At 43.6% G+C, this 20,563-nt stretch carries 16 protein-coding genes and 1 pseudogene; 5 read left to right on the forward strand and 12 right to left on the reverse strand.

What is annotated here, in order from left to right:
* Positions 1-666, forward strand: coding sequence for an ImmA/IrrE family metallo-endopeptidase (locus myaer_RS03220; protein WP_046660932.1), 666 nt, complete (start codon positions 1-3; stop codon positions 664-666).
* A 40-nt stretch (positions 667-706) separates the two neighbouring features.
* On the opposite strand, the gene myaer_RS03225 is transcribed toward myaer_RS03220, so the two are convergent.
* The 4 genes and pseudogenes from myaer_RS03225 to myaer_RS03240 form a co-directional block, all read right to left on the reverse strand.
* On the reverse strand, positions 707-1,702 hold the full coding sequence (locus myaer_RS03225; protein ID WP_002801237.1) for a LysR family transcriptional regulator: 996 nt from the start codon (positions 1,700-1,702) through the stop codon (positions 707-709).
* A gap of 876 nt (positions 1,703-2,578) precedes the next feature.
* Positions 2,579-2,961, reverse strand: a pseudogene (locus myaer_RS03230) (transposase family protein); the annotation flags it as partial.
* Between the two features lie 178 nt (positions 2,962-3,139).
* The gene (locus myaer_RS03235; RefSeq protein WP_002747783.1) at positions 3,140-3,694 is read right to left on the reverse strand and encodes a YqeG family HAD IIIA-type phosphatase; all 555 of its coding nucleotides are present in this window, start codon (positions 3,692-3,694) and stop codon (positions 3,140-3,142) included.
* Between the two features lie 116 nt (positions 3,695-3,810).
* Positions 3,811-4,434, reverse strand: a complete 624-nt coding sequence (locus tag myaer_RS03240; RefSeq protein ID WP_046660933.1) for a class I SAM-dependent methyltransferase — start codon at positions 4,432-4,434, stop codon at positions 3,811-3,813.
* A gap of 119 nt (positions 4,435-4,553) precedes the next feature.
* Here myaer_RS03240 and hemH point away from each other — a divergent pair, with 119 nt between their 5' ends.
* The gene (gene hemH / locus myaer_RS03245; protein ID WP_046660934.1) at positions 4,554-5,717 is read left to right on the forward strand and encodes a ferrochelatase; all 1,164 of its coding nucleotides are present in this window, start codon (positions 4,554-4,556) and stop codon (positions 5,715-5,717) included.
* A gap of 90 nt (positions 5,718-5,807) precedes the next feature.
* On the opposite strand, the gene myaer_RS03250 is transcribed toward hemH, so the two are convergent.
* Positions 5,808-6,059, reverse strand: coding sequence for a hypothetical protein (locus myaer_RS03250; protein ID WP_002739055.1), 252 nt, complete (start codon positions 6,057-6,059; stop codon positions 5,808-5,810).
* Between the two features lie 150 nt (positions 6,060-6,209).
* Here myaer_RS03250 and myaer_RS03255 point away from each other — a divergent pair, with 150 nt between their 5' ends.
* Positions 6,210-7,628 (forward strand): ATP-binding protein, encoded by a 1,419-nt coding sequence (locus myaer_RS03255; RefSeq protein WP_046660935.1) that lies wholly within the window; start codon positions 6,210-6,212, stop codon positions 7,626-7,628.
* A 218-nt stretch (positions 7,629-7,846) separates the two neighbouring features.
* Here the strand turns inward: myaer_RS03255 and prfB are convergent.
* Positions 7,847-8,954, reverse strand: a protein-coding gene (prfB, locus tag myaer_RS03260) for a peptide chain release factor 2 (RefSeq protein WP_103672689.1) whose coding sequence is annotated in 2 segments (ribosomal slippage) — positions 7,847-8,881 and positions 8,883-8,954 — 1,107 coding nt in all. Because the reading frame shifts where the segments join, the coding sequence is not laid out codon by codon here.
* A 265-nt stretch (positions 8,955-9,219) separates the two neighbouring features.
* A complete protein-coding gene (locus myaer_RS03265; protein ID WP_046660937.1) occupies positions 9,220-10,356 on the reverse strand; it encodes a DUF3747 domain-containing protein in 1,137 nt (378 codons plus the stop codon).
* Between the two features lie 160 nt (positions 10,357-10,516).
* On the opposite strand from myaer_RS03265, the gene murD reads away from it, so the two are divergent.
* Both murD and myaer_RS03275 read left to right on the forward strand, forming a co-directional pair.
* Positions 10,517-11,866 carry a UDP-N-acetylmuramoyl-L-alanine--D-glutamate ligase gene (gene murD, locus myaer_RS03270; RefSeq protein ID WP_046660938.1) on the forward strand — a complete coding sequence of 450 codons (1,350 nt, stop codon included), beginning with the start codon at positions 10,517-10,519 and terminating at the stop codon, positions 11,864-11,866.
* A 164-nt stretch (positions 11,867-12,030) separates the two neighbouring features.
* Positions 12,031-14,658: a glycoside hydrolase family 10 protein gene (locus myaer_RS03275; RefSeq protein ID WP_046660939.1), complete on the forward strand. Its 2,628-nt coding sequence runs from the start codon at positions 12,031-12,033 to the stop codon at positions 14,656-14,658.
* Positions 14,659-14,826: 168 nt separating this feature from the next.
* Here myaer_RS03275 and rpsU read toward each other — a convergent pair whose 3' ends face one another.
* From rpsU to sufC, 5 genes are all read right to left on the reverse strand, one after another.
* Positions 14,827-15,009, reverse strand: coding sequence for a 30S ribosomal protein S21 (gene rpsU / locus myaer_RS03280; protein WP_002738938.1), 183 nt, complete (start codon positions 15,007-15,009; stop codon positions 14,827-14,829).
* A gap of 172 nt (positions 15,010-15,181) precedes the next feature.
* Entirely contained in the window at positions 15,182-16,687 is a 1,506-nt protein-coding gene (locus myaer_RS03285) for an RluA family pseudouridine synthase (protein ID WP_046660941.1), read from the reverse strand.
* 34 nt (positions 16,688-16,721) lie between these two features.
* The gene (locus myaer_RS03290; RefSeq protein ID WP_046660942.1) at positions 16,722-17,984 is read right to left on the reverse strand and encodes a SufS family cysteine desulfurase; all 1,263 of its coding nucleotides are present in this window, start codon (positions 17,982-17,984) and stop codon (positions 16,722-16,724) included.
* A gap of 55 nt (positions 17,985-18,039) precedes the next feature.
* Positions 18,040-19,365 carry a Fe-S cluster assembly protein SufD gene (gene sufD / locus myaer_RS03295; protein ID WP_046663591.1) on the reverse strand — a complete coding sequence of 442 codons (1,326 nt, stop codon included), beginning with the start codon at positions 19,363-19,365 and terminating at the stop codon, positions 18,040-18,042.
* A gap of 243 nt (positions 19,366-19,608) precedes the next feature.
* Entirely contained in the window at positions 19,609-20,379 is a 771-nt protein-coding gene (gene sufC / locus myaer_RS03300) for a Fe-S cluster assembly ATPase SufC (protein WP_046660943.1), read from the reverse strand.
* Positions 20,380-20,563 lie beyond the last annotated feature (184 nt).

Genomic DNA, 20,563 nt, shown 5'->3' on the forward strand with positions numbered 1-20,563 from the left:
TTGGATATTATTAAACCCTATAGTTTTATTCCCAAAACAGAGATTGAAGCTCAGGCAGACAATATTCTGAAGAAAGTAAAAGCTCATCGTCGTCGTCCCTTAAAAAATTGCGATATTGCGGAAGCAGCGGCCGATCATTTTGATTTGGCTATTGAATGGACGGATATAAAGCCAGATAAAGAGGGAGAAATCGCCGCAATGATTATTCCCATAGAAAAGAAAATTATTCTCAATGAAGATGTAAAATTCTTAAAAGATTCCCAAAATTCATCCCTAGCAAAAGAAGGTTTTAAAAATTCGAGTTTAGCCCATGAAATTGGTCATTTTGTTCTTCATATTAATCAAACGGCCGTCTCTAACTTTTTCGAGCGAATCAATCAGGGAGATTCCTTAGGGACAATTCAACCTTTTCTGTGTCGGACAGTTGATTCTAGCCAAAGAATTGAATGGCAAGCTCAATATTTTGCCAGTTGTTTACTAATGCCGATGAGTGAGTTAGAGAAAGCCATCAAGGGACGTGACTTGACCAAATGGGGTCTTCTGTATGCGATCGCCGACGAGTTGGGAGTAACTATTACTAATCTTAGAAGTCGTTTAGAAAGTCTCCATTGGATTAAAGTCGATAAAAAAGTAATTTATCGGGGCAGTAATTTTCCTAAGAGATAGCTTCAATGTTCCGAGGGAGATTTTGCCCATCTTGATCGACTTATTTACTAATAATTTCGGCGGTTTGCGAGTTAGGAATCGGTTCAAAGTTGTGGTCGTCAGCCAGATATTCTGGATAGGTGGAGAATTGGGGTAGTATTTCTAGGGTAAAAGCTTCGGCAGCTTTTGATCGATAACGATTCGGGTTAATAATTACCGACAAAGTGCGTCGTATTTCCACGTCTTTAATTCGGGTAGCGTGGATAACTCCCATTTGTAGTTCTTTTTCGATCGCTGTCACCGAGACAAAAGCCGCCCCTAAACCCGATTGTACGGCATTTTTAATCGCCTCGATCGAGTTAAGTTCCATCTCCACTTTTAAGCGTTTGGTATCGATCTCGCAACGAGTTAAAACCTTGTCGATGACTTTGCGAATCGTCGATTGGGAATCGAGGGTGATAAATTTTAGTCGATATAAATCCTCTTTTTGAATCATTTCTACCTTAGACAGAGGATGAAAAATAGGCAGGACTAAAGCCAGTTCATCTTCTGCGTAGGGGATAATCCGCAGGGTTTCTTGTAATTCGGCGGGAACTTCCCCCCCGATAATGGCTAAATCCACTTGACCGTTAGCAACGCTCCAAGAGGTGCGACGGGTGGAATGAACTTGTAGCTGTACGGATACTTCTGGATATTTTTGCCGAAAAAGCCCGATCATGCGCGGAAGAAGATAGGTTCCCGTGGTTTGGGAAGCACCGACGATCAGGGTTCCCCCTTGCAGATTTTGTAGATCTTCGATCGCCCGACAGGTTTCTTGACAGAGAGTGATAATTTTTTCGCCGTAGCTTAAGAGTAGGTGTCCCGCTTCTGTTAATTGAGCTTTCCGACCGCCTCGGTCAAATAAAGGCACATTTAGCTGTTTTTCGAGGTTTTGTACCTGAAGACTGACCGCCGGTTGGGATACATACAGGGTATCTGCCGCCCGTTTAAAGCTTCCTTCGGCAGCGATCGCTTTGAGAATTCTCAGTTGGTCTAGGGTGAAAGGAATGTCGGTCATAGAAAGCCTCAAAAAGAGCGACAGGAGAAGGGGAGGGCAATAGCGACAAATCTTAAGCCAGTGCAGATAAATACACTGAATTGACAGTACCACACCACGGGGATCAATGCTTCAGCTAGTTCGATGATCGGTTATTTTAGCTGTCAGCCTTGAATTAGTTATCAGTTATCAGTTATCAGTTATCAGATGCGAGTTATCAGTTCACTGATTAAGCTGTTGACTATAGCGCTTTTCACGTTACTGAGGTATCGACAAGTTTTGCCAACAAAGGGTTTAAGCCCCTTGCCCATGCCTCATTCTGATGAAAACTGCTATATCTAAATTACTCGTTAAGATTGCAGGGGAGCAGGGAGCAGGGAGAGGCAGTTTGAGCATTTGTACTAAAATTTTTAATACGCAGTTTAAATTCAGTACAGCTTACTAGAACTCTTGCAAATTAATTAGGGCTTGCTGAATAAATCTAAAAACCTTGTTGGATAAGAATTTTAGACTTTTTTCCCATCAAAAAGTGCCAGACATTGGGGTGATCGGGGGGAAGTTTAGGCACTTTTTCCCTGAAAATTAGGTAATTGACCCCCTGAAAATCGCTAAAACCCTACACCCTACACCCTACACCCCACACCCTGCCCCCACGAAAAACTTTTTGCCGCAAACCCTAATTATATGTTATAATTATAGACTAACTAATTTTCCCCAAAAAATAGCCAATCAGTACATTAGTTCTGAATAAAAATTTGAAGTTTAACTTTTAACTCAAAACTCTTTAGAGATGCTTTAATTTGGTTATCAAAACCTCTTTATTTAAGCAGCACAAACCATCTCAATTATAAAAATTGAGAATAAATTATCCTTGACTTGATTAATGTTTGGCAACTTTTAAGAAGCCTCTGTACTTATCCCTAACTCATAATTATAAATAGCCGCTAACAAGTTAACTATTAAACCATATCTTAGACGACTATTTCGATATTTACAGGATAATATTTTCAAGATTTTGAGTTTACTGTTTATAGGTTCAATGATAATTTTTTTTGGGGCTAAAGCCTTGTTATACTACTTTTCTAAGCCTGTGAATTTCTATTTTTCGGTGTATAAATATTACTATGATATTGAGATATTCCCTGGTAACTACTGTCTTCTATGCTGGTAGCTAAAGGATGAAAACGAACTCGACTTTTTTTAAATAAACTAAAATCATGACCGCTGCCTTTGATCCGGAAGACACAGATCATTTCCTCCGTATTTTGATCAGCGTATATGTTTTTTGAAAAGCAGAGAGGAGGCAATCGGGGCATCCCCACTGCGCTAGGCTGAGAGTGGGGAATTCCCGTGCCATATTTTCGTTAAGGTCTTTATCTCGGCTGACCTCATTTCAAATCATCTATAGTATTTTCTACTTTTCGCCATTTACCTCTATACTTAAGTATTTTTTAATATTTACTTTTGTGAGGATTGGTCAGGTTTTATGAAGTAATGCTGCGGATGGAGGGAAACGCCGAGAATTTGTGATATCCACACCTCAAAATCGTGGATTGGATAAGCTGCCCCCCCCGTCAAGGGATTTACCATTGGTTTCACCAGAATGGTAAACATTCCCAGACGATTTCCCGCTAAAACATCGGTAAACAAGCGATCGCCAACCATAGCAATTTGTTGGGGGGGGAGACTCATGGCTGCCATCGCTTGCCGGAGTTTGCGTCGAGAGGGTTTCACCGCACCGAGAAGGTAGGGAAGTTGTAAATTATCAGCGATCGCACCGATGCGATTTTCACTCAGATTATTGCTGACCAACCAAATCGGTAGATAAAGACGCAAGGAATCGACCCAACGCTGTAAATCGTCAGAAACCGTCGTTTCCTGGAGGGGAACAAGGGTATCGTCCACATCGAGAATCAATCCCTTAATCTGATGCTGACTCAAAATCTCCAGAGTGAGACCGAGAATCGTATCCCCTAAAATTAAATCGGGTTGTAGAATTTTTGCTCTAGTCATTAACTTCTCAAAAATAACTGGCAGCGAGTTGATCGAACTCAGCTTGCTCAAAAAACCGTTGCCCTATTTAGTATAATTGACCGACTGCCTCTGAAAATACTGCCCGGCCCATCCCTTCACTTGGCCGCTTGAATCACCTGTAAACTTCCACCAGCGTATAATTTTTGTTGACAATCACGAAAACCGATCGCCTGTAAAGATCGGATCAGGTCCCTATCGATAAACTGCCAAGCGGTATCGGTTTCAAATAATTGCAAAAATAGGGCTAAAGAAGGCCAAAAAAGCGGGTTAGTGGGTCGATGAAAATCCACGAGAGCAAAAATTCCCCCCGGTCTGAGAACTCGATACACTTCTTTAAGGATTTCCTGTAACTGCTCTGGTTCCATTTCGTGGAGAGCGGCGCTAGTATGCACAAGGGCAAATTCTCCAGCATTAAAGGGCATTTTTTCGGCTAATCCCTCCACATAATGCGCTTGCGGCACCGCTAAACTAGCTCGCTCCAGGGCCCGGGGAGAGACATCTAAACCGGTACAGCGATCGGATAGGGGGACTAAATAACGGGTGGTTTGACCTGCACCACAACAGAGATCGAGGATAGGGTCATTTTTAGCGATTTTTAAACCTTCTAGGGCCAATTGCCGAAAACGAGACTCCCCACCCACCGCTAGGGCAGCCAGACGGGAGATACCATCGTAAAGCCATTGATATTGATAACTGAGGGGACGTAAAATTGTAGCCAAGATCAACCTCCAAGATTTGATTAAGTTCTCTGTAGCCTGTAATTTGTTTTAACGGTTCCACCGATATATTGTTAAACTTGGTAAAGAATCTGAAAATTTAAAAATTATCTGTTAACACTATGGGTCGCGTTGGCGTTTTATTATTAAATTTGGGTGGGCCGGAGCGGTTAGAGGATGTGCGTCCTTTTCTATTTAACCTTTTTTCTGACCCAGAGATCATCCGTTTACCGATCAAAGGATTACAAAAACCGTTAGCTTGGTTAATATCGACGCTAAGAGCGAGTAAATCCCAAGAAAATTACCGTCAGATCGGCGGTGGCTCCCCTTTACTCAAGATTACGGAAGCACAGGCCACGGCACTGCAACAACGTCTCGCGGAAATGGGCCGCGAGGTGAGCGTTTATATCGGGATGCGTTACTGGAATCCCTTCACCGAAGAAGCGATCGAGCGGATTAAACGGGATCATATCAAAAAATTAGTTATTCTTCCTCTTTATCCCCAATTTTCCATCAGCACCAGTGGTTCCAGTTTTCGTGTGCTGGAGGAAATGTGGCAGCAGGATCCCTATCTGCGTTTGACGGAATATACTCTCATCCCCTCTTGGTACGATCATCCCACCTATCTGAGCGCTATGGCGGATCTGATTGCGCGAGAATTAGAGCAGTGTCCTAATCCTGACCAAGTACATATCTTTTTTAGCGCCCATGGTGTCCCCCAAAGTTATGTGGAGGAAGCGGGAGATCCCTATCAAAGGGAAATTGAAGAATGCACTAGGGCGATCATGCGTACGCTCAACCGACCCAATCAGTACACTTTAGCCTATCAAAGTCGCGTCGGTCCGGTGGAATGGCTAAAACCCTATACTGAAGATGCTTTAAAAGGGTTGGGAGAGCAGGGAATTAAGAATTTATTGGTCGTGCCGATTAGCTTTGTCTCGGAACACATCGAAACCCTGCAAGAAATCGATATAGAGTACCGAGAAGTGGCGGAAGAAGCGGGAATTGAACATTTTCAGCGAGTACCGGCTCTTAACACTCACCCGATGTTTATCGAATCTCTCTCCCAGTTAGTGGTCAAATCCCTAGAGGAAAACCCCACCACTTTCGAGCAAATTACCCATCCGAAAGCGAATATGAAAATGTATCCCCAGGAACGTTGGGAATGGGGAATGACAACGGCAGCCGAGGTGTGGAATGGTCGATTAGCGATGATCGGTTTTCTGGCAATTATTATCGAATTAATTACCGGTCAAGGACCGTTACATTTTGTTGGTTTATTATAACCTCGATCTTCGCTGCCATTGCTTTTGACGGTAACTACCAAAATAAGGTTGGGTTTAACTATATTTAACCCAACCATTGGCGATTTTATCTTAGGACATCATATTAGCAGAACGAACATTAACGTTAACTTCTAGCCTGCCATTGCCGAGCATATCTAACCCAGTGACGCTAAACAGATTAGCTTTAATCCCCCTTTCCTGAAAATTAGCTTGTAATTCTTTGATGAGAACCTCTTCCACTTTCCCCTCATCATCTGCTAGAGCTTGGACGATTTTAGCGGCAAAAGAGCCAATTTTTGCGCTTAATATTTCTTCCACATTGGTAATCTCGATAATAACCATTGATTTTTCTTCTTAGTAGAGGACAAATAGCTTCACCAGCCAATAAGAACAGAATTTGCGAGAAAATAGAACTGCTCTCATCTTAGGAATCAGTATAACCTGCACTGTTCCCCCCCAAACGTAAATTCCCACCCAGAAGGAGATTACTGCATGATAAACCTAGAGACCCTAGAAGGTTGGTTAAATGCTCCAGTGGAAAATGAGCGACTAGAATTTAAACAGGCTAAAAATCAATTTGATACAATCAAACTGTTAAAATATTGCGTCGCCCTTGCTAATGAAGGAGGTGGCCATTTTATCTTAGGTGTTACCGATAAACGTCCCCGTAAAATTGTTGGTTCACAAGCCTTTCCTACACCCGAAGAAATTAACAGCATTAAATCGCTAATCGTTCAAAAACTTCGCTTGCGCGTGGAAATCACCGAATTGGCCCACCCTGATGGTCGTGTCTTGGTTTTTGAAGTGCCAACCCGTCCCACAGGACAACCTATCGCCTTTGAAGGTGCTTATCTAATGCGAGCAGGGGAAGACTTAGTATTCATGACACCTGATCGGCTTAAGCTCATCTTTGCTGAAGATCAACAAGATTGGTTTTGTCAATCCGCTCGCTCTCATGCCAGTCCAGATGAGGTTATTGACCTACTCGACACCCAAACCTACTTTAAATTGCTCAAGCTTCCCTATCCTAGCCATCGTGATGCTGTTTTAGAAAGATTACAAAGCGATCAACTCCTTGACAAAACATCAAAAGGTTGGACAATTCCTAATTTATCTGCCATCCTTCTGGCCAGACAACTTGAGAGCTTTTCCCCTACCTTAGCGCGTAAAGCACCACGAGTGATTATCTATGAGGGAACAGGTAAAATTAAAACTCGACTGGAACAGACAGGAACTAAGGGATATGCTGTGGGTTTTGATGGTTTAGTTAATTTTGTCCACGATTTAGCCCCTCAAAATCGCGTCATCGAGGAGGTTCTTAGGGAAGAAGTGAAAATGTTTCCTCCACAAGCTTTGCGAGAACTGATCGCCAATGCTTTGATTCATCAGGACTTTCTCGCTACAGGCGCTTCGGTGATGATTGAAATGTATGATGATCGAGTAGAAATCTCTAACCCTGGTATTCCTTTTATCAAAGTAGAACGCTTTATAGACGAATATCGCTCCCGTAATGAGCAATTAGCTGACATAATGCGTCGTTTTGGCATTTGTGAAGAAAAGGGCAGTGGTATTGATAAAGTTATTTCCGCTGCCGAGAAATTTCAACTTCCCGCACCAGATTTTAGAGTAGGTGAGATCCGAACAACTTCTATCCTATTCGCTCATCAGGATTTTGGCAAAATGAGTCAATCTGACCGTATTCGCGCTTGTTATCAGCACTGTTGTCTCCTCTATGTCGATAATCAACGGATGTCTAACCAAACCTTACGAAATCGCTTTTGTTTAAATGAATCAAAAAACAATACTGTTTCTCAAGTGATTGGGGCAACTAAAGAAGCAGGACTGATTAAACTTGACGAATCTGAATCTAAATCAACTCGTTATGCTCGTTATCTCCCCTTTTGGGCCTAGACTAGCCTTGAGCGAAGTGTACACTGAGCTTAGTCGAAGTGTGGAAATGCTAAAAAGTGCTTCAACGCAAATCCATTTTAGGGATGTCAAATCGGCGAAACCCTTATACAGCGAGCAAAAAAGTGCTTCAACGCAAATCGACATTTTTCCAAGAGGAGATTTTATCATCGCGTCCACACGGGAGTGGGACTTGTGGACGACAACGGCGATACATTTCTTTAAACTGCACCCCCCAAACGTAAATAGGCTTCAATAAAGCTATCTAAATCCCCATTCATTACCCGGGTAACATCGGTGGTTTCCACATTACTGCGGAGATCCTTAACTAATTGATAGGGATGAAAAACATAGTTACGGATTTGATTGCCCCAAGCGGCCTCCACCATATCGCCGCGAATTTCGGCGATCGCTTGAGCCTGTTGTTCCCGAGCGATAATTAACAATTTCGCTTTTAATAAAGCTAGGGCTTTTTCTTTATTTTGTAATTGCGATCGCTCTTGGGTACAACGTACAGCGATACCTGTGGGAAGATGAACCACACGCACGGCAGTTTCCACTTTATTAACATTTTGTCCACCTTTTCCCCCCGATCTAGTGGTGGTAATTTCTAAATCTTTATCGGGAATTTCTACCCTCACCGCATCATCGCCCAAAATTGGCATCACTTCCACCCCGGCGAAACTGGTTTGACGTTTACCATTAGCATTAAAAGGGGAAATTCTGACTAACCGATGGGTGCCTTTTTCTCCTTTCAGATAACCGTAAGCATAAGTTCCGGCAATCTCAATTGTCACCGATTTAATTCCCGCCTCATCTCCTTCTGATATTTCCGCTAAAGTGACTTTATATCCCTGTTTCTCGGCCCAGCGAGAATACATTCTCAGGAGCATTTCTGTCCAATCTTGGGCATCGGTTCCCCCGGCCCCCGCATTAATCGTTAAAACTGCTCCTTTTGCGTCGTAGGGACCATTTAAAAGCTGTTGCAATTCCCAGCGATCGAGGTCATGCTGTAAATGAGTTAAATTGTCCGTCGCTTCTTCTAGTAAAGTTCGATCGGATTCTAATTCTAATAACTCGATAATTGCCTTAGTATCTTCTAATTGTTCACACCAACCCTGATAGGTTTCTAAAGAAGATTTACATTCGTTTAGTTCTTGCAGGGTTTTTTGAGCAGTATCGGGATTATCCCAAAAAGTGGGGACGGCTGCCACCTGTTCTAAGTCTTTAATTTTAGCCCTTAAAGTGGGTAAGTCAAAGATAGTCCTGGGTTTTACCCAGGCGCAATCCTACTATCTCGATACCTTTTTTTAGTTCTGATATTTCCATGTTTTCAGTTATCAGTTATCAGTTATCAGTTATCAGTTACTCTAGAAGTCAGGAGTCAGGGGAGTCAGTCCCGATGAAAAAATTTTCACCCCCACAGAGGAAAGAGGTTTCCTTCCCTACACCCCACACCCTACACCCTCTTTCAAGTCAGGAGGCCGGAGTTGAGAGTTAGGGTTTTAGGGTTTTGGGGTTTTAGTTGAAATTCCCCCATTTTCCCATTTCCCCTATCGACTCTCTGTTGCCCGTTCCGCAGTTCCAGCGTTCCCTAAAATGGTACGATCGATCCGCGCAGGGGAGCAAGACTTTGTAAAGCGTTTTCAGCCTTATCACGACTACTAAACGCGCCTATTTGCCAGACGCGACGACCTTGGTGGGAAGTGGGGAAAGCGTCGGGATAGAGAGAACGAACTTTGCTGCGATCGCTCTCGTTTTTAGCTTCAATTACTACTTTAAAGCCTTTGCGGCCACTATTGCTAGTATTGCCACTACTGGGATTAGCAGCGGGTCGATTAAAAGTGATTACATCTGATAAACTTCTCTGATTGCCTAGGTTGCGCGGTGGCGGTGGTGGTACAATTGCATTATTATTCTGAGCATTGGCTTGCCCTGAGCCAAGTCGAAGGGGAGGAGTCAGGGGAGGTAAATTAGAGGTAACTGGGGGTGCTGGGGTAGAATTTTGCTCTGGTACTGGATTAGTGACCACTGGCTCAGGATTGCTCTGTACTGCTGTTTCTGCAGCGGTAAAGGTATATTCTCGCACTTCGGGATCACCGGGAGGGTTAACGGGTGTTTCTGCTTTGACGGATTCTCTGGGGAGGGAATAACTATTACCCGCGAGTAATTCCGGGGGAGGATTGAAATTGGGACTATCGGCAGTTAGATAGATATGACTGAGATTTTGACCGGCTAGACTGCGTTTAGTAAAGCGCCAGCCATCGATGAGATAAATTTGGATTAAACCGGTCCCTAAACCTTTAGTCCGTCCAATAATTACCTCCGATTGCCTGGGATTGCGGGGGGTTCCTACGAGGACTAATTCCCCGTTGCGTTGTACGATACGCAGCAGGTATTCTAAACCGTAATCTTTGCCCTGAATGCGAAGGGAATAACCGTTACTGTCGGTGGCCCGTTCACAACTGCCGGTAAAATCGAAATCGAGCAGCAGAGGCTGAACAATGGTCGGTTCTGTGCCATTTACCGCCCAACATTGGCGTTTTCCCTGGATTTGTTGCAAAATCAGTAAATCGTATTTACCGTTACCGTAGGGTCGGGCAATAGCGATAAAATCCTCTTGATTAACTTCTCGTTGTTCAAAGAGAGTTGCTTGACTGGGTGTCGTCAGGAGACAACCCCCCAGAAGTGAAAACAGTAGGGTAAATTTTAAGGATGATTTTAGATTCATAAATAGGGAGCGTTGTTATAGAGATTGTACTTGCATTTATTTTATCGATCTAGACGTAAGCGAGAGAATTTTGTTTTCTTGGAAGATAGCTATTACTCGACCTAATCCACAGTAGGATAGAGATTGCTAAAAATTGACTCTTGAGTAGAGTGGCAACAAGATGGCGAAAGCGGCGATTATTGGATTGGGAAGATCGGGAATAGCGGCGGCAAGATGCTTAAAACGGGATGGTTGGCAGGTGACATTAAGCGATCGCTCCGATTCTCCCAGTTTACAGGCAACCAAAACCAATCTGGAAAGCGAAGGAATTATTGTCAATCTTGGTCAAAATCTCAGTCTAGGGGCTTCGGACTTGCCCGATCTTATCGTGGTTAGCCCCGGGGTGCCTTGGGATGCCCCGATTTTAATTACTGCCAGAGAAAAAGGCATCGATACGATCGGAGAATTAGAATTAGCTTGGCGTTATCTGCAATCTTCCCCCTGGTTGGGTGTTACGGGAACTAACGGCAAAACCACCACCACGGCCCTCTGTGCCGCTATTTTTCAAAAAGCGGGGTTAAATGCTCCTTCCTGCGGTAATATCGGCTATGCTGCCTGTGAATTGGCTTTAAAAGCCGATAAATACGATTGGATTATTGCAGAGATTAGTAGTTATCAGATCGAGTCCAGTAGGGATTTATCGCCGAAAATCGGCATCTGGACAACTTTTACCCCCGATCACCTCAGTCGTCATCAAACCCTGGAAAATTATTATCAGATTAAAGCCTCTTTACTGCAAAGAAGCGATCGCCAAATCCTCAATGGTGATGATCCCTATCTGCGTCAAATCGGTGTTAGTCAATGGCAACAAGCTTACTGGACTTCTGTTCAGGGCAAAGAGGCGCTTTTGGGCGATCCTAGTCGTGGTGTTTATCTGCAAGATAACTGGATCGTGGCTTTTGGGGAGTTAATTGCCCCGGTTAATCTCCTGAAAATGGTGGGTAGTCACAATCAGCAGAATTTGCTTATGGCTGTGGCCGCCGCTAGATTGGCAGGAATCGAGAAAAAAGCCATTACCGAAGCGATCGCTACTTTCCCCGGGGTTGCCCATCGCCTAGAGTATGTTTGTACTTATAAAGGACTAGACTTTATTAATGATAGTAAAGCAACTAACTACGATGCCGCCGCAGTGGGCTTAAAATCTGTCCCTAGTCCGGCGATTTTAATCGCGGGGGGAGAAGCGAAAGCCGGGGATGATCGGGCTTGGATCGCTGAAATTAAGGCAAAAGTCGCCACTGTGCTGCTTATTGGTGACGCTGCCGCCGATTTTGCCCGTCGTTTACAGTCGGCAGGTTATCAAGATTATGAATGTGTAGAAACGATGGACAGGGCAGTTCAACGCGCAGCCGAACTAGGACTAGCAAAAGCCGCTAAAGTGGTGTTATTATCGCCCGCTTGCGCTAGTTTTGACCAATACCAAAGTTTTGAACATCGCGGCGATCATTTTCGGCAATTGTCTTTACAGTTGTAGGGAGATGGGGGAAGTGGGAAGTGGGGAAGTGGGGAAATTCAACTAATACCCTAAAACCCTGTTGCCGACGACTAAGACGCAATTTTTGTTCCCCAAGATACTATTTTTTGGCTAAGTTGGGTAAGATCAGGAGGAGTTAACCAAAAAAATTAAGAGAAAAAAACGTGCTGGGATCGTCTTTCCGTCTTGATCATCTTTTTAAAAAGCGCCTCATTACCTGCCTTTTCTCCTGTGTTGCTGTCTTGCTACCGATCCCAGTTTTAGCGACACCGGTGGCAGTGTTAAAAAGTCAGGAAAATGCCAATCAATGGACAGCTATCACTGATCGTTTGCAAAATGTCGGGGTTAATTACTGCATTCTCCAGAGTAATCAGTGGCAAAGCGACGCGGATTTAAATAAAATTAAGGTTCTAATCATCCCCAACGTCGAGACTATTTCCGGTTTACAAGCTAGTGTCTTGAGTCGTTGGCTGAATCGCGGTGGTAAAATTATTGTCACAGGTCCGGCGGGAAATCTTTCGGAACCTGCGGTGCGTGATCAATTGCGATCGCTATTTGGGGCTTACTGGGCCTATCCTCACTCCCAAGCTTACACCCTGCGACCGACTAATTTAGGTGAAGTGAAAAACCAAAAACCCTTAGCCAGCAGTCTCCTCGGTGGTGTGGTTATCCCGACGGGAGTTAATAGCCAAACCGTCGCCGTTTGGGGAGCGCGCAACAATCCCCCCGCCGTTGTCCTCAATAATAACTCGATCTTTCTCGGTTGGCGCTGGGGCAGCGATGCCGTCGCTAATCTCGCCCTCGATAGCGCTTGGCTAGAAACCGCCCTGCAACGCTACGGCATTAATCGCAGTTCTTCTCTTAACACAATTGCGCCCTATTGTCAAGGAAACTCAACAATAGTTAATAATATTAATAATACACCAACAGCGACCGCGCCCCGTCCCCCTCTACCCCAGATTTCAGAAAATCCCCCCAGTGAAACGGCGAGATTAAGTCCGAATACCGAGGCAATTCCCCCCAGAGCGAGCCTAACTCCTCAACAAATTAGCCAAATGACGGCGGAATTACAGGGATTAATCGGGCGTTATGGAGCGACTCTCTTAGCTTTAGAGGCCAGTAATAGTAATATATCCAATACTGATAAATCCTTAGCACAAGCATTTCATAATCGTGCGAAAAACTCCCCCACCACAGATACAGCCAGACGATTCCGTTTAGCCCTAGAAAATGCCCAAGGAGCCTTAAATAATTTTCAGAATTTAATCGCTCAGGGGGACTATACCCAAGCGCGGGAATTTTGGTTACAAGCGCGGCGAAATCTTTGGGATCATTATCCCACTAATCGACAATTTGCCCAACCAGAAATACGGGCAATGTGGTTAGATCGAGGCACGATCGTAGAAGCTAAAAATGAGGAGGATTTAGCTAAAGTATTCGATCGCATGGCGGCAGCGGGTATTAATGTGGTCTTTTTCGAGACAGTTAATGCTAGTTATACTATTTATCCCAGTCAAGTTGCCCCCGAACAAAATCCTTTAACTAGAGGTTGGGATCCCCTCAAAGTTGCCGTTAAATTAGCCCATGAACGCAATATGGAAATCCACGCTTGGGTGTGGGTTTTTGCGGCGGCTAATCAAGCTCATAATAAGGTATTAGAGCAACCGTTAGATTATCTCGGTCCAGTTTTATCGCGTAATCCCGATTGGGGAGCAACTAATAAAAGTGGTGGTTCTTTTGATTATAGTCAAGGCACGAAAAAGGCCTTTTTTGATCCTGCTAATCCCGACGTACAAAACTATCTTTTATCTCTTTACGAGGAAATTGTCAAGAATTACGACGTGGATGGCTTGCAGTTAGATTATATTCGCTATCCCTTCCAGAATCAAAATTCTAATCAAACCTATGGTTATGGTAAATCCAGCCGTTGGTTATTTAAACAAATGACGGGAGTTGATCCCATTACTTTAAATCACCGGGGTGCTTTATGGGAACAATGGACTAGCTTTAAAATCCGTCATGTTGATACTTTTGTCTCGCAGGTTTCTACTCGCTTAAAACAGATTCGCCCCCACTTAAAAATATCGGCGGCGGTGTTTCCCATAGAACAAAAAGAACGATTATATCGTATTCAACAAAACTGGGAAGAATGGGGACAAAATCAATGGATAGACCTGATCTTTTTAATGACTTACGCTCTTGATACAGGGACTTTAGAAGAGAAAACCCAGTCTTTATTTGATCGCAAAATTGCAGGAAATGCTCTGATTGTACCCGGTATCCGTCTGTTAAAAGTACCCGATCAAGTCACCATCGATCAACTACAATTTATTCGCAATCTTCCCACTTCGGGATTCGCTCTTTTTGCCACAGAAAATCTCAATCCCAACCTACAAACAATTCTTAATCGCATTCAGGGATCGATAATTACGAAAAAAGCTGAACCTTTACCCCACCGTCAACCCTTTAAAACGGCAGCGGCGCGGTTTAATTCTCTGCGTCAAGAGTGGAGTTTTTTAATAGTGAATAATCTATGGGCAATGGAGGAGCGAACCTTAAAAGCTTGGGGTCAAGAAGTGGACGAAATGGCTAATCTATTAGAACAATTAGCTACTAATCCCAGCCCTCGCAATTTGACTTTAACTCAAAATGCTTTAAAGCGATTTAGCTATCAATTTAAATCTGTGATGTCCAGACAAAAAGATTTATCTGCCTATCAAATACAAGTCTGGGAAAATCGCCTCGCAACCCTACAAAGTCTCCTAAGTTATGGTCAAAGGGTTGAGTTTTAAGTAGTCGTGCAGAATTAATTTCCCAGTCGAGATAGGCACTCTGGCAAGAGACAGCTGAGGGCTGTTTTATCCCTACTCCCCTGGTCCCTAATCTGTTTCCCAGCCACCAAAACCCGATCAAAATAAAAGACAGCCAGAAGCCTTTATTCAGCTTCTGACTGGTGGAATTTAACGACGACGGGTTCTTTGTCGTCTTCGGGCTACTGCTTTACGCTTTCTCTTTTCTTGAGGGGTTTCAAAAAATTGATGCTTTTTGATATCCGCATAAATTCCCGCTTTCGCTACCTGTCGCTTAAAACGACGTAGGGCTGATTCGATCGCCTCGTTCTGACCAACTACCACTTGGGTCATTAACCTAATTCACCTCCTGTAATTGCTCTCTGCCTAAAAAATGCCAACTTCTCATTATAGCACAATCTAGCGTAAAAAGCGATCAAGGCGGCCTTTAATTAAGGAGAAATTTAACGGGAGTCCTCTTGCTCCATTTAGATAGCTAATTTGTTGCTGTTAGCAATTATAGCTCTCAAAAGGGAGTGGGAATGATTAGATCAAGTTTAGTTTCGGTCTGAGGATGACGAAAAGATAATTGTTTAGCGTGCAGGTATAAACGGTCAGACTGCTTACCATTGTACAAAAGATCGCCTAAAATTCCTATACCTAATCCCGCTTGACTATGAACACGAATTTGATGGGTTCTTCCCGTGTAGGGAATAAATTCGAGGCGAGAATAATTGCCTTCTTTACCGATAACTTTAAAATAGGTTTGACTAGCTTTTCCCCGTTGCCAATCCACAGTTTGATAGGGTCGATTTTGCGGATTTCCCCAGAGAGGTAGGTCAATTATGCCCGATTCTCGCTCAACAACTTCTGATAATATAGCTTCGTAGATTTTCTCCACTTCTCGCCGTTGAAATTGTTGGGATAAACAACGATAAATATCTAAACTTTTAGCTAGTAATAATATACCAGAAGTTTCTCGGTCTAAACGATGAACTGGAATGACATTTTTTCCCTGACGACGAAACCGATTGACCACAGCATCTTGACTATCTTGATAACGTCCTGCTACCGATAATAATCCTGCGGGTTTATTAATAGCAATTATTCCCTCGTCTTCGTAGATAATTTCTAGGGATGAACGTAAACCAGAGAGTAAAAAACCCATGAGAGGTTGACATCTTTCTTGACAAGCGCCATAAAATTCTCCCTGTTTTCTATCTCGATTCGATTCTCCCCACCAAAATTCGGCCATGGCGACAGGTTTTAATCCTTTCATGGCGGCATAATTTAATAATTTCGGGGCGCAACATTCCCCTGTTCCCGTCGGTAACAAATTACTGCCCATCAATTTAGCTAAGGAGAGAGATTGTCCAGAAAAGTTATTTAAACAGTAGGATTGATACAGCAATTCCTGTAACTGTTTGGAGAGTTTCCTACGCTGTTGCTTAAGTTCAATAATTCTCTGATTGGCTACGTTTATTTTATCAATTAAGGGGTCTAAAACTTGTTTTTGTTCCTGTTTTAATTGCTTTCTTGCTCTTTTTTCCTGACGACTGATATTATTTAATTTTTCTAATTCTTCTGGCTTTAAATTTCCTAAATTTCTTAATCTATTTCGTTCCTGTTTATGGTTTTGATGTTGTTGCTGTAAAGCTTGTATTTTGCACTCAAAATTTGCTTGATTGAGTCGATATAAATTATGTTCGGGAATTGATTGTAGGGTGATAATTTCCTGTTTAATTGTTTCTAAAAGTTGCAAAACTCGCTTTTCTTCCAGCATAATTTTTTCTCTCCCCACTAGGGACGGAACCCAGCCAGCAGCTTCTCCCTGTCCAGAAAAAGCTTTTAAAATTTCTATTTCGCCAGCGGCATTTTCTCCTAACAAAATCCCATACATTTTACCTTGAGGATTGGTGATAGTTGTCATCAAATCTTGGGCGATTTTTTCAGCCAAAAGAGTGCGGGGCAAGCGCAATAACTCGCCCGTTTCGGGACAAATTCCTTGATAATAATAAGTAACTTCCTTCACTCTTTAAGAACAGGAAAAGGGGCTAGAGATACCCCTAAGAAAAACAATTGGCAAAGAAATCAATAGTTTCCTGTAAAGCGACAATAAAGCTATCAATTTCTTCGCGGGTATTATAAAAATATAGACTTGCCCGCGCGCTGCCAGAAGCATCAAAAAGGCGGTGTAGAGGTTGGGTACAGTGATGACCAGAACGAATAGCGATTCCTTCGTGGTCTAATAAAGTAGCTAAATCACTAGCATGAATCCCTTCCACATTAAAGGCGGCTAAACTAGCCCGACCTTGGCCCGTTAAACTAGGTGGCGGCCCGTAAATTCTTAAACCCTCAATTTCTCCTAATTTTTTGAACAAATAGGCGGTTAACTCTTCTTCGTAGGCATGAATATTATCCATCCCTAAACCCATTAAATATTCTACCGCAGCACCGAGGGCAATCGCTTCGCCAATAGCGGGGGTTCCGGCTTCAAATTTGTGGGGCAGTTCCGCACAGGTAAAATGGTCTAAATAGACTTCCGCAATCATTTCGCCACCACCAAAAAAGGGCGGCATTGCCTCTAAAATCGCCTCTTTGCCATACAAAAATCCAATACCGGTGGGGGCGCACATTTTATGACCACTAGCCACCAACCAATCACAATCTATGGACTGCACATCAATGGCTAAATGGGGGACACTTTGACAGGCATCAATTAATACTTTCGCACCGACTTGATGGGCAAGGCTGACTATTTCGGCAACCGGATTAATACAGCCTAATGTATTAGAAACATGGAGGACAGCAACTAATTTAGTTTTGTCAGATAACAAGGATTTATATTGTTCTAAATCAAAGCTTTCTTCGCTGGTTAACTGCACATATTTAATCACTGCCCCCGTCTTTTGGCAGACGATTTGCCAGGGGATTAAATTACTGTGGTGTTCCATAACCGAGAGAATAATTTCATCCCCTGCTTTCAGGGTATTTAATGCCCAACTGTAGGCGACTAAATTAATCGCTTCCGTGGCGTTGCGAGTATAGACAATTTCCTGACGAGAAGCGGCATTAATAAACCTAGCCACCTTATCTCTGGCCCCTTCGTAGGCTTCCGTTGCCCGGACACTTAAAGTATGCGCCCCCCGATGCACATTGGCGTTATCTTTTTCGTAATAGTTTCGCAGGGTTTCTAATACTTGAATGGGTTTTTGGGAAGTGGCGGCACTATCGAGGTAGATAAGGGGTTTATCGTGTACGGTTTGATGGAGGATAGGGAAATCGGCGCGGACTTTTTGGGCGAGGGTTTTTTCTTGGATAATTGTCATTTTAGTCAGGAGTCAGAGGGGTACTTTGGGCGGGTTGACACCCACCCCGGTAGAGTTATTCCACACTGCGACAGGCGACGCATTGCCCCAATCTTTGGCGGAGGGATTCTAGAGGAATTTTAGCTAAAATCTCGGCCGAGAAAGCATCAATTAACAAACTGCGGGCGGTGTCGGCGCTTAAGCCCCGGCTTTGCAGATAGAATAAATCATCGGCTTCCAGTTGGCTAACGGTTGCCCCGTGGGAACATTTGACGTTATCGGCGGTAATTTGTAATTCCGGTTTGGTGTTGACTCGTGCCTTGTTAGAAATTAACAAATTCCGATTTAACTGGGAGGCGTTGGTTAATTGGGCGGGTTTGGGAACAAACACTTTACCATTAAAGATGGCGTGAGCGCTACCATCAACGATACATTTATGCAGTTGCTTGGTGATGCCGTGGGGATGGTTGAGATAGATGGCGCTGTGGGTATCGGCGGTTTGTTGTCCGGTAATCATGGCTAATCCGTGCAGATTTGTCTCGGTTTGTTCGCCTTTTTGCAGGACATCGAGGTTATGACGGCAGAGTTTAGCTCCTAGATTTATCTCGTTGAGAGTGTAACGGCTATCGTGCGCTTGTTCAATTATCGTGCGTCCGATGTGAAAACCATCTCCCGATTCCCGTTGTACTCTGGTATGGATGACCTCGGCGTTGGCTTCGAGGTAAATTTCCGTGACAGCGTTGGTGAAATAAGAGTAATTTACAGGTAAATCGGAGCAATGTTCGGCTAAAGCTCCGTAATTCTCGATAATATTGACACTAGCTCCTGTTTCCGCCACGATTAGGCTATGGGGCTGATAAAAGCGGGGAATTTCCTCCACAACGGTGATAAATAGGAGATGTATCGGGGTTGTGACGACGGTGTTAGCGGTGACGTGAATTACTGCCCCATCGCTTAGTCCAGCTTGGTTGAGTGCGGTAAAAAATTCGGGTGTTTTTTCTTTCCCTAGATAGTTGACAAGAACATCTTTTTGTGCATTGGCGAGATTGCCGACGCTGACACCGGGGGGTAAAGCGGAAATATCGGACAATTCGGGCTGATAAATGCCGTTAACGAAGACTAGGTGGCTGTTTTTGGCTTCGGGCAGTAAAAAAACAGCTAGGGCATTTTTATCGATTGTAACGGTTTGGGGGGCGCGAAAATCGATCGCCCAGAGTTGACTTAAATCGGTAAATTGCCATTCTTCATCTTTTCTGCCAGGGATGGCTAATTCTTGAGCTTTACTGGCTCCCGATTCTCTTAATTCGAGAATTTTACCGTTATCGATAGTGGGAACCGTTTCTCGCGACAATTTTAACAATAATTCTCCTGATTGTTCAGGTTTCGTGATTATGGCTGTCATTGGTAAGAGGGGGTGGGGTTTGGGGGTTGGGGTGTAGGGTGTAGGGTGTGGGGTGTGGGGTAGTGGGGTAGTGGGGTAGTGGGGTAGTGGGGTAGTGGGGTAGTGGGGTGTGGGGTGTGGGGTGTGGGGTGTGGGGAAGGAAACCTCTTTCATCTCTGGTGGTGAAAATTTTTTCATCGGGACTGACTACTGATAACTGATAACTGATAACTGATAACTGATAACTGATAACTGATAACTAGATTATTTAACGGCTAATACTTGTTCGTCGAGGAAATCGTAGCCAGTTCTTTCTAATTCGAGGGCTAATTCTTTACCGCCACTGGTGACAATGCGCCCATCGTACATAACATGAATAACATCGGGTTCAATGTAGTTGAGCAGACGCTGATAGTGAGTGATAAGTAAAAAAGCGTTATCGGGAGTAGCTAAGTGATTGACTCCCTGGGCAACAATTCGCAAAGCATCGATGTCTAAACCGGAGTCAATTTCATCGAGAATTCCTAAAGTAGGTTCTAATAAAGCCATTTGTAGGATTTCATTACGTTTTTTCTCACCACCGGAGAAACCTTCGTTTAAACTTCTGCCAAGAAAGCTAGGATTCATCTGGACAACTTCTAGTTTTTTCTCGACTAATTCCTCAAAGTCAAAACTATCTAATTCTTCCGAGCCTAGATGTTTTTGTCTGGCATTATAGGCAACGCGAAGAAAATCAAGGTTACTAACGCCGGGGATTTCTAGGGGATATTGAAAAGCGAGAAAGATCCCCATGAGCGCTCGTTCATCAGGTTCTTTTTCTAAAAGGTTTTCGCCTTTATAAATTATTTCTCCCCCAGTTACTTCATAATCGGGATGTCCAGCGATTACTTTGGAAAAGGTGCTTTTTCCTGAGCCATTGCGCCCCATAATTGCGTGGGTTTCACCTGCTTTAATTTCGAGGTTAACTCCTTTAAGAATCTGGTTTCCGTCAATACTAGCGGTCAGATTTTTTACCGATAAAATTACTTCACTCATGGGATGTTTTTCTAGAACAAAAATATTAGTTTTGGTGGTTGACGGCGAATCATCAATTGATGGATAAATTGTCTTAGCTTTTGGTGGGTTACGGCTATCGCCTAACCCACCCTACTTTACTACTTTACTTAACCCGCCCTACATTACTTAGCTTTTGGTGGGTTACGGCTATCGCCTAACCCAC

This window comes from Microcystis aeruginosa NIES-2549, assembly GCF_000981785.2.
GTDB classification, from domain to species: Bacteria; Cyanobacteriota; Cyanobacteriia; order Cyanobacteriales; family Microcystaceae; genus Microcystis; species Microcystis aeruginosa_C.

What these genes read in the sequence shown, in the direction of transcription:
- myaer_RS03225 (WP_002801237.1), bottom strand. Translation starts at nt 1,702, where the DNA reads ATGACCGACATTCCTTTCACCCTAGACCAACTGAGAATTCTCAAAGCG.
- myaer_RS03235 (WP_002747783.1), bottom strand. Translation starts at nt 3,694, where the DNA reads ATGACTAGAGCAAAAATTCTACAACCCGATTTAATTTTAGGGGATACG.
- hemH (WP_046660934.1), top strand. Translation starts at nt 4,554, where the DNA reads ATGGGTCGCGTTGGCGTTTTATTATTAAATTTGGGTGGGCCGGAGCGG.
- myaer_RS03250 (WP_002739055.1), bottom strand. Translation starts at nt 6,059, where the DNA reads ATGGTTATTATCGAGATTACCAATGTGGAAGAAATATTAAGCGCAAAA.
- myaer_RS03255 (WP_046660935.1), top strand. Translation starts at nt 6,210, where the DNA reads ATGATAAACCTAGAGACCCTAGAAGGTTGGTTAAATGCTCCAGTGGAA.
- myaer_RS03265 (WP_046660937.1), bottom strand. Translation starts at nt 10,356, where the DNA reads ATGAATCTAAAATCATCCTTAAAATTTACCCTACTGTTTTCACTTCTG.
- murD (WP_046660938.1), top strand. Translation starts at nt 10,517, where the DNA reads ATGGCGAAAGCGGCGATTATTGGATTGGGAAGATCGGGAATAGCGGCG.
- rpsU (WP_002738938.1), bottom strand. Translation starts at nt 15,009, where the DNA reads ATGACCCAAGTGGTAGTTGGTCAGAACGAGGCGATCGAATCAGCCCTA.
- myaer_RS03290 (WP_046660942.1), bottom strand. Translation starts at nt 17,984, where the DNA reads ATGACAATTATCCAAGAAAAAACCCTCGCCCAAAAAGTCCGCGCCGAT.
- sufD (WP_046663591.1), bottom strand. Translation starts at nt 19,365, where the DNA reads ATGACAGCCATAATCACGAAACCTGAACAATCAGGAGAATTATTGTTA.
- sufC (WP_046660943.1), bottom strand. Translation starts at nt 20,379, where the DNA reads ATGAGTGAAGTAATTTTATCGGTAAAAAATCTGACCGCTAGTATTGAC.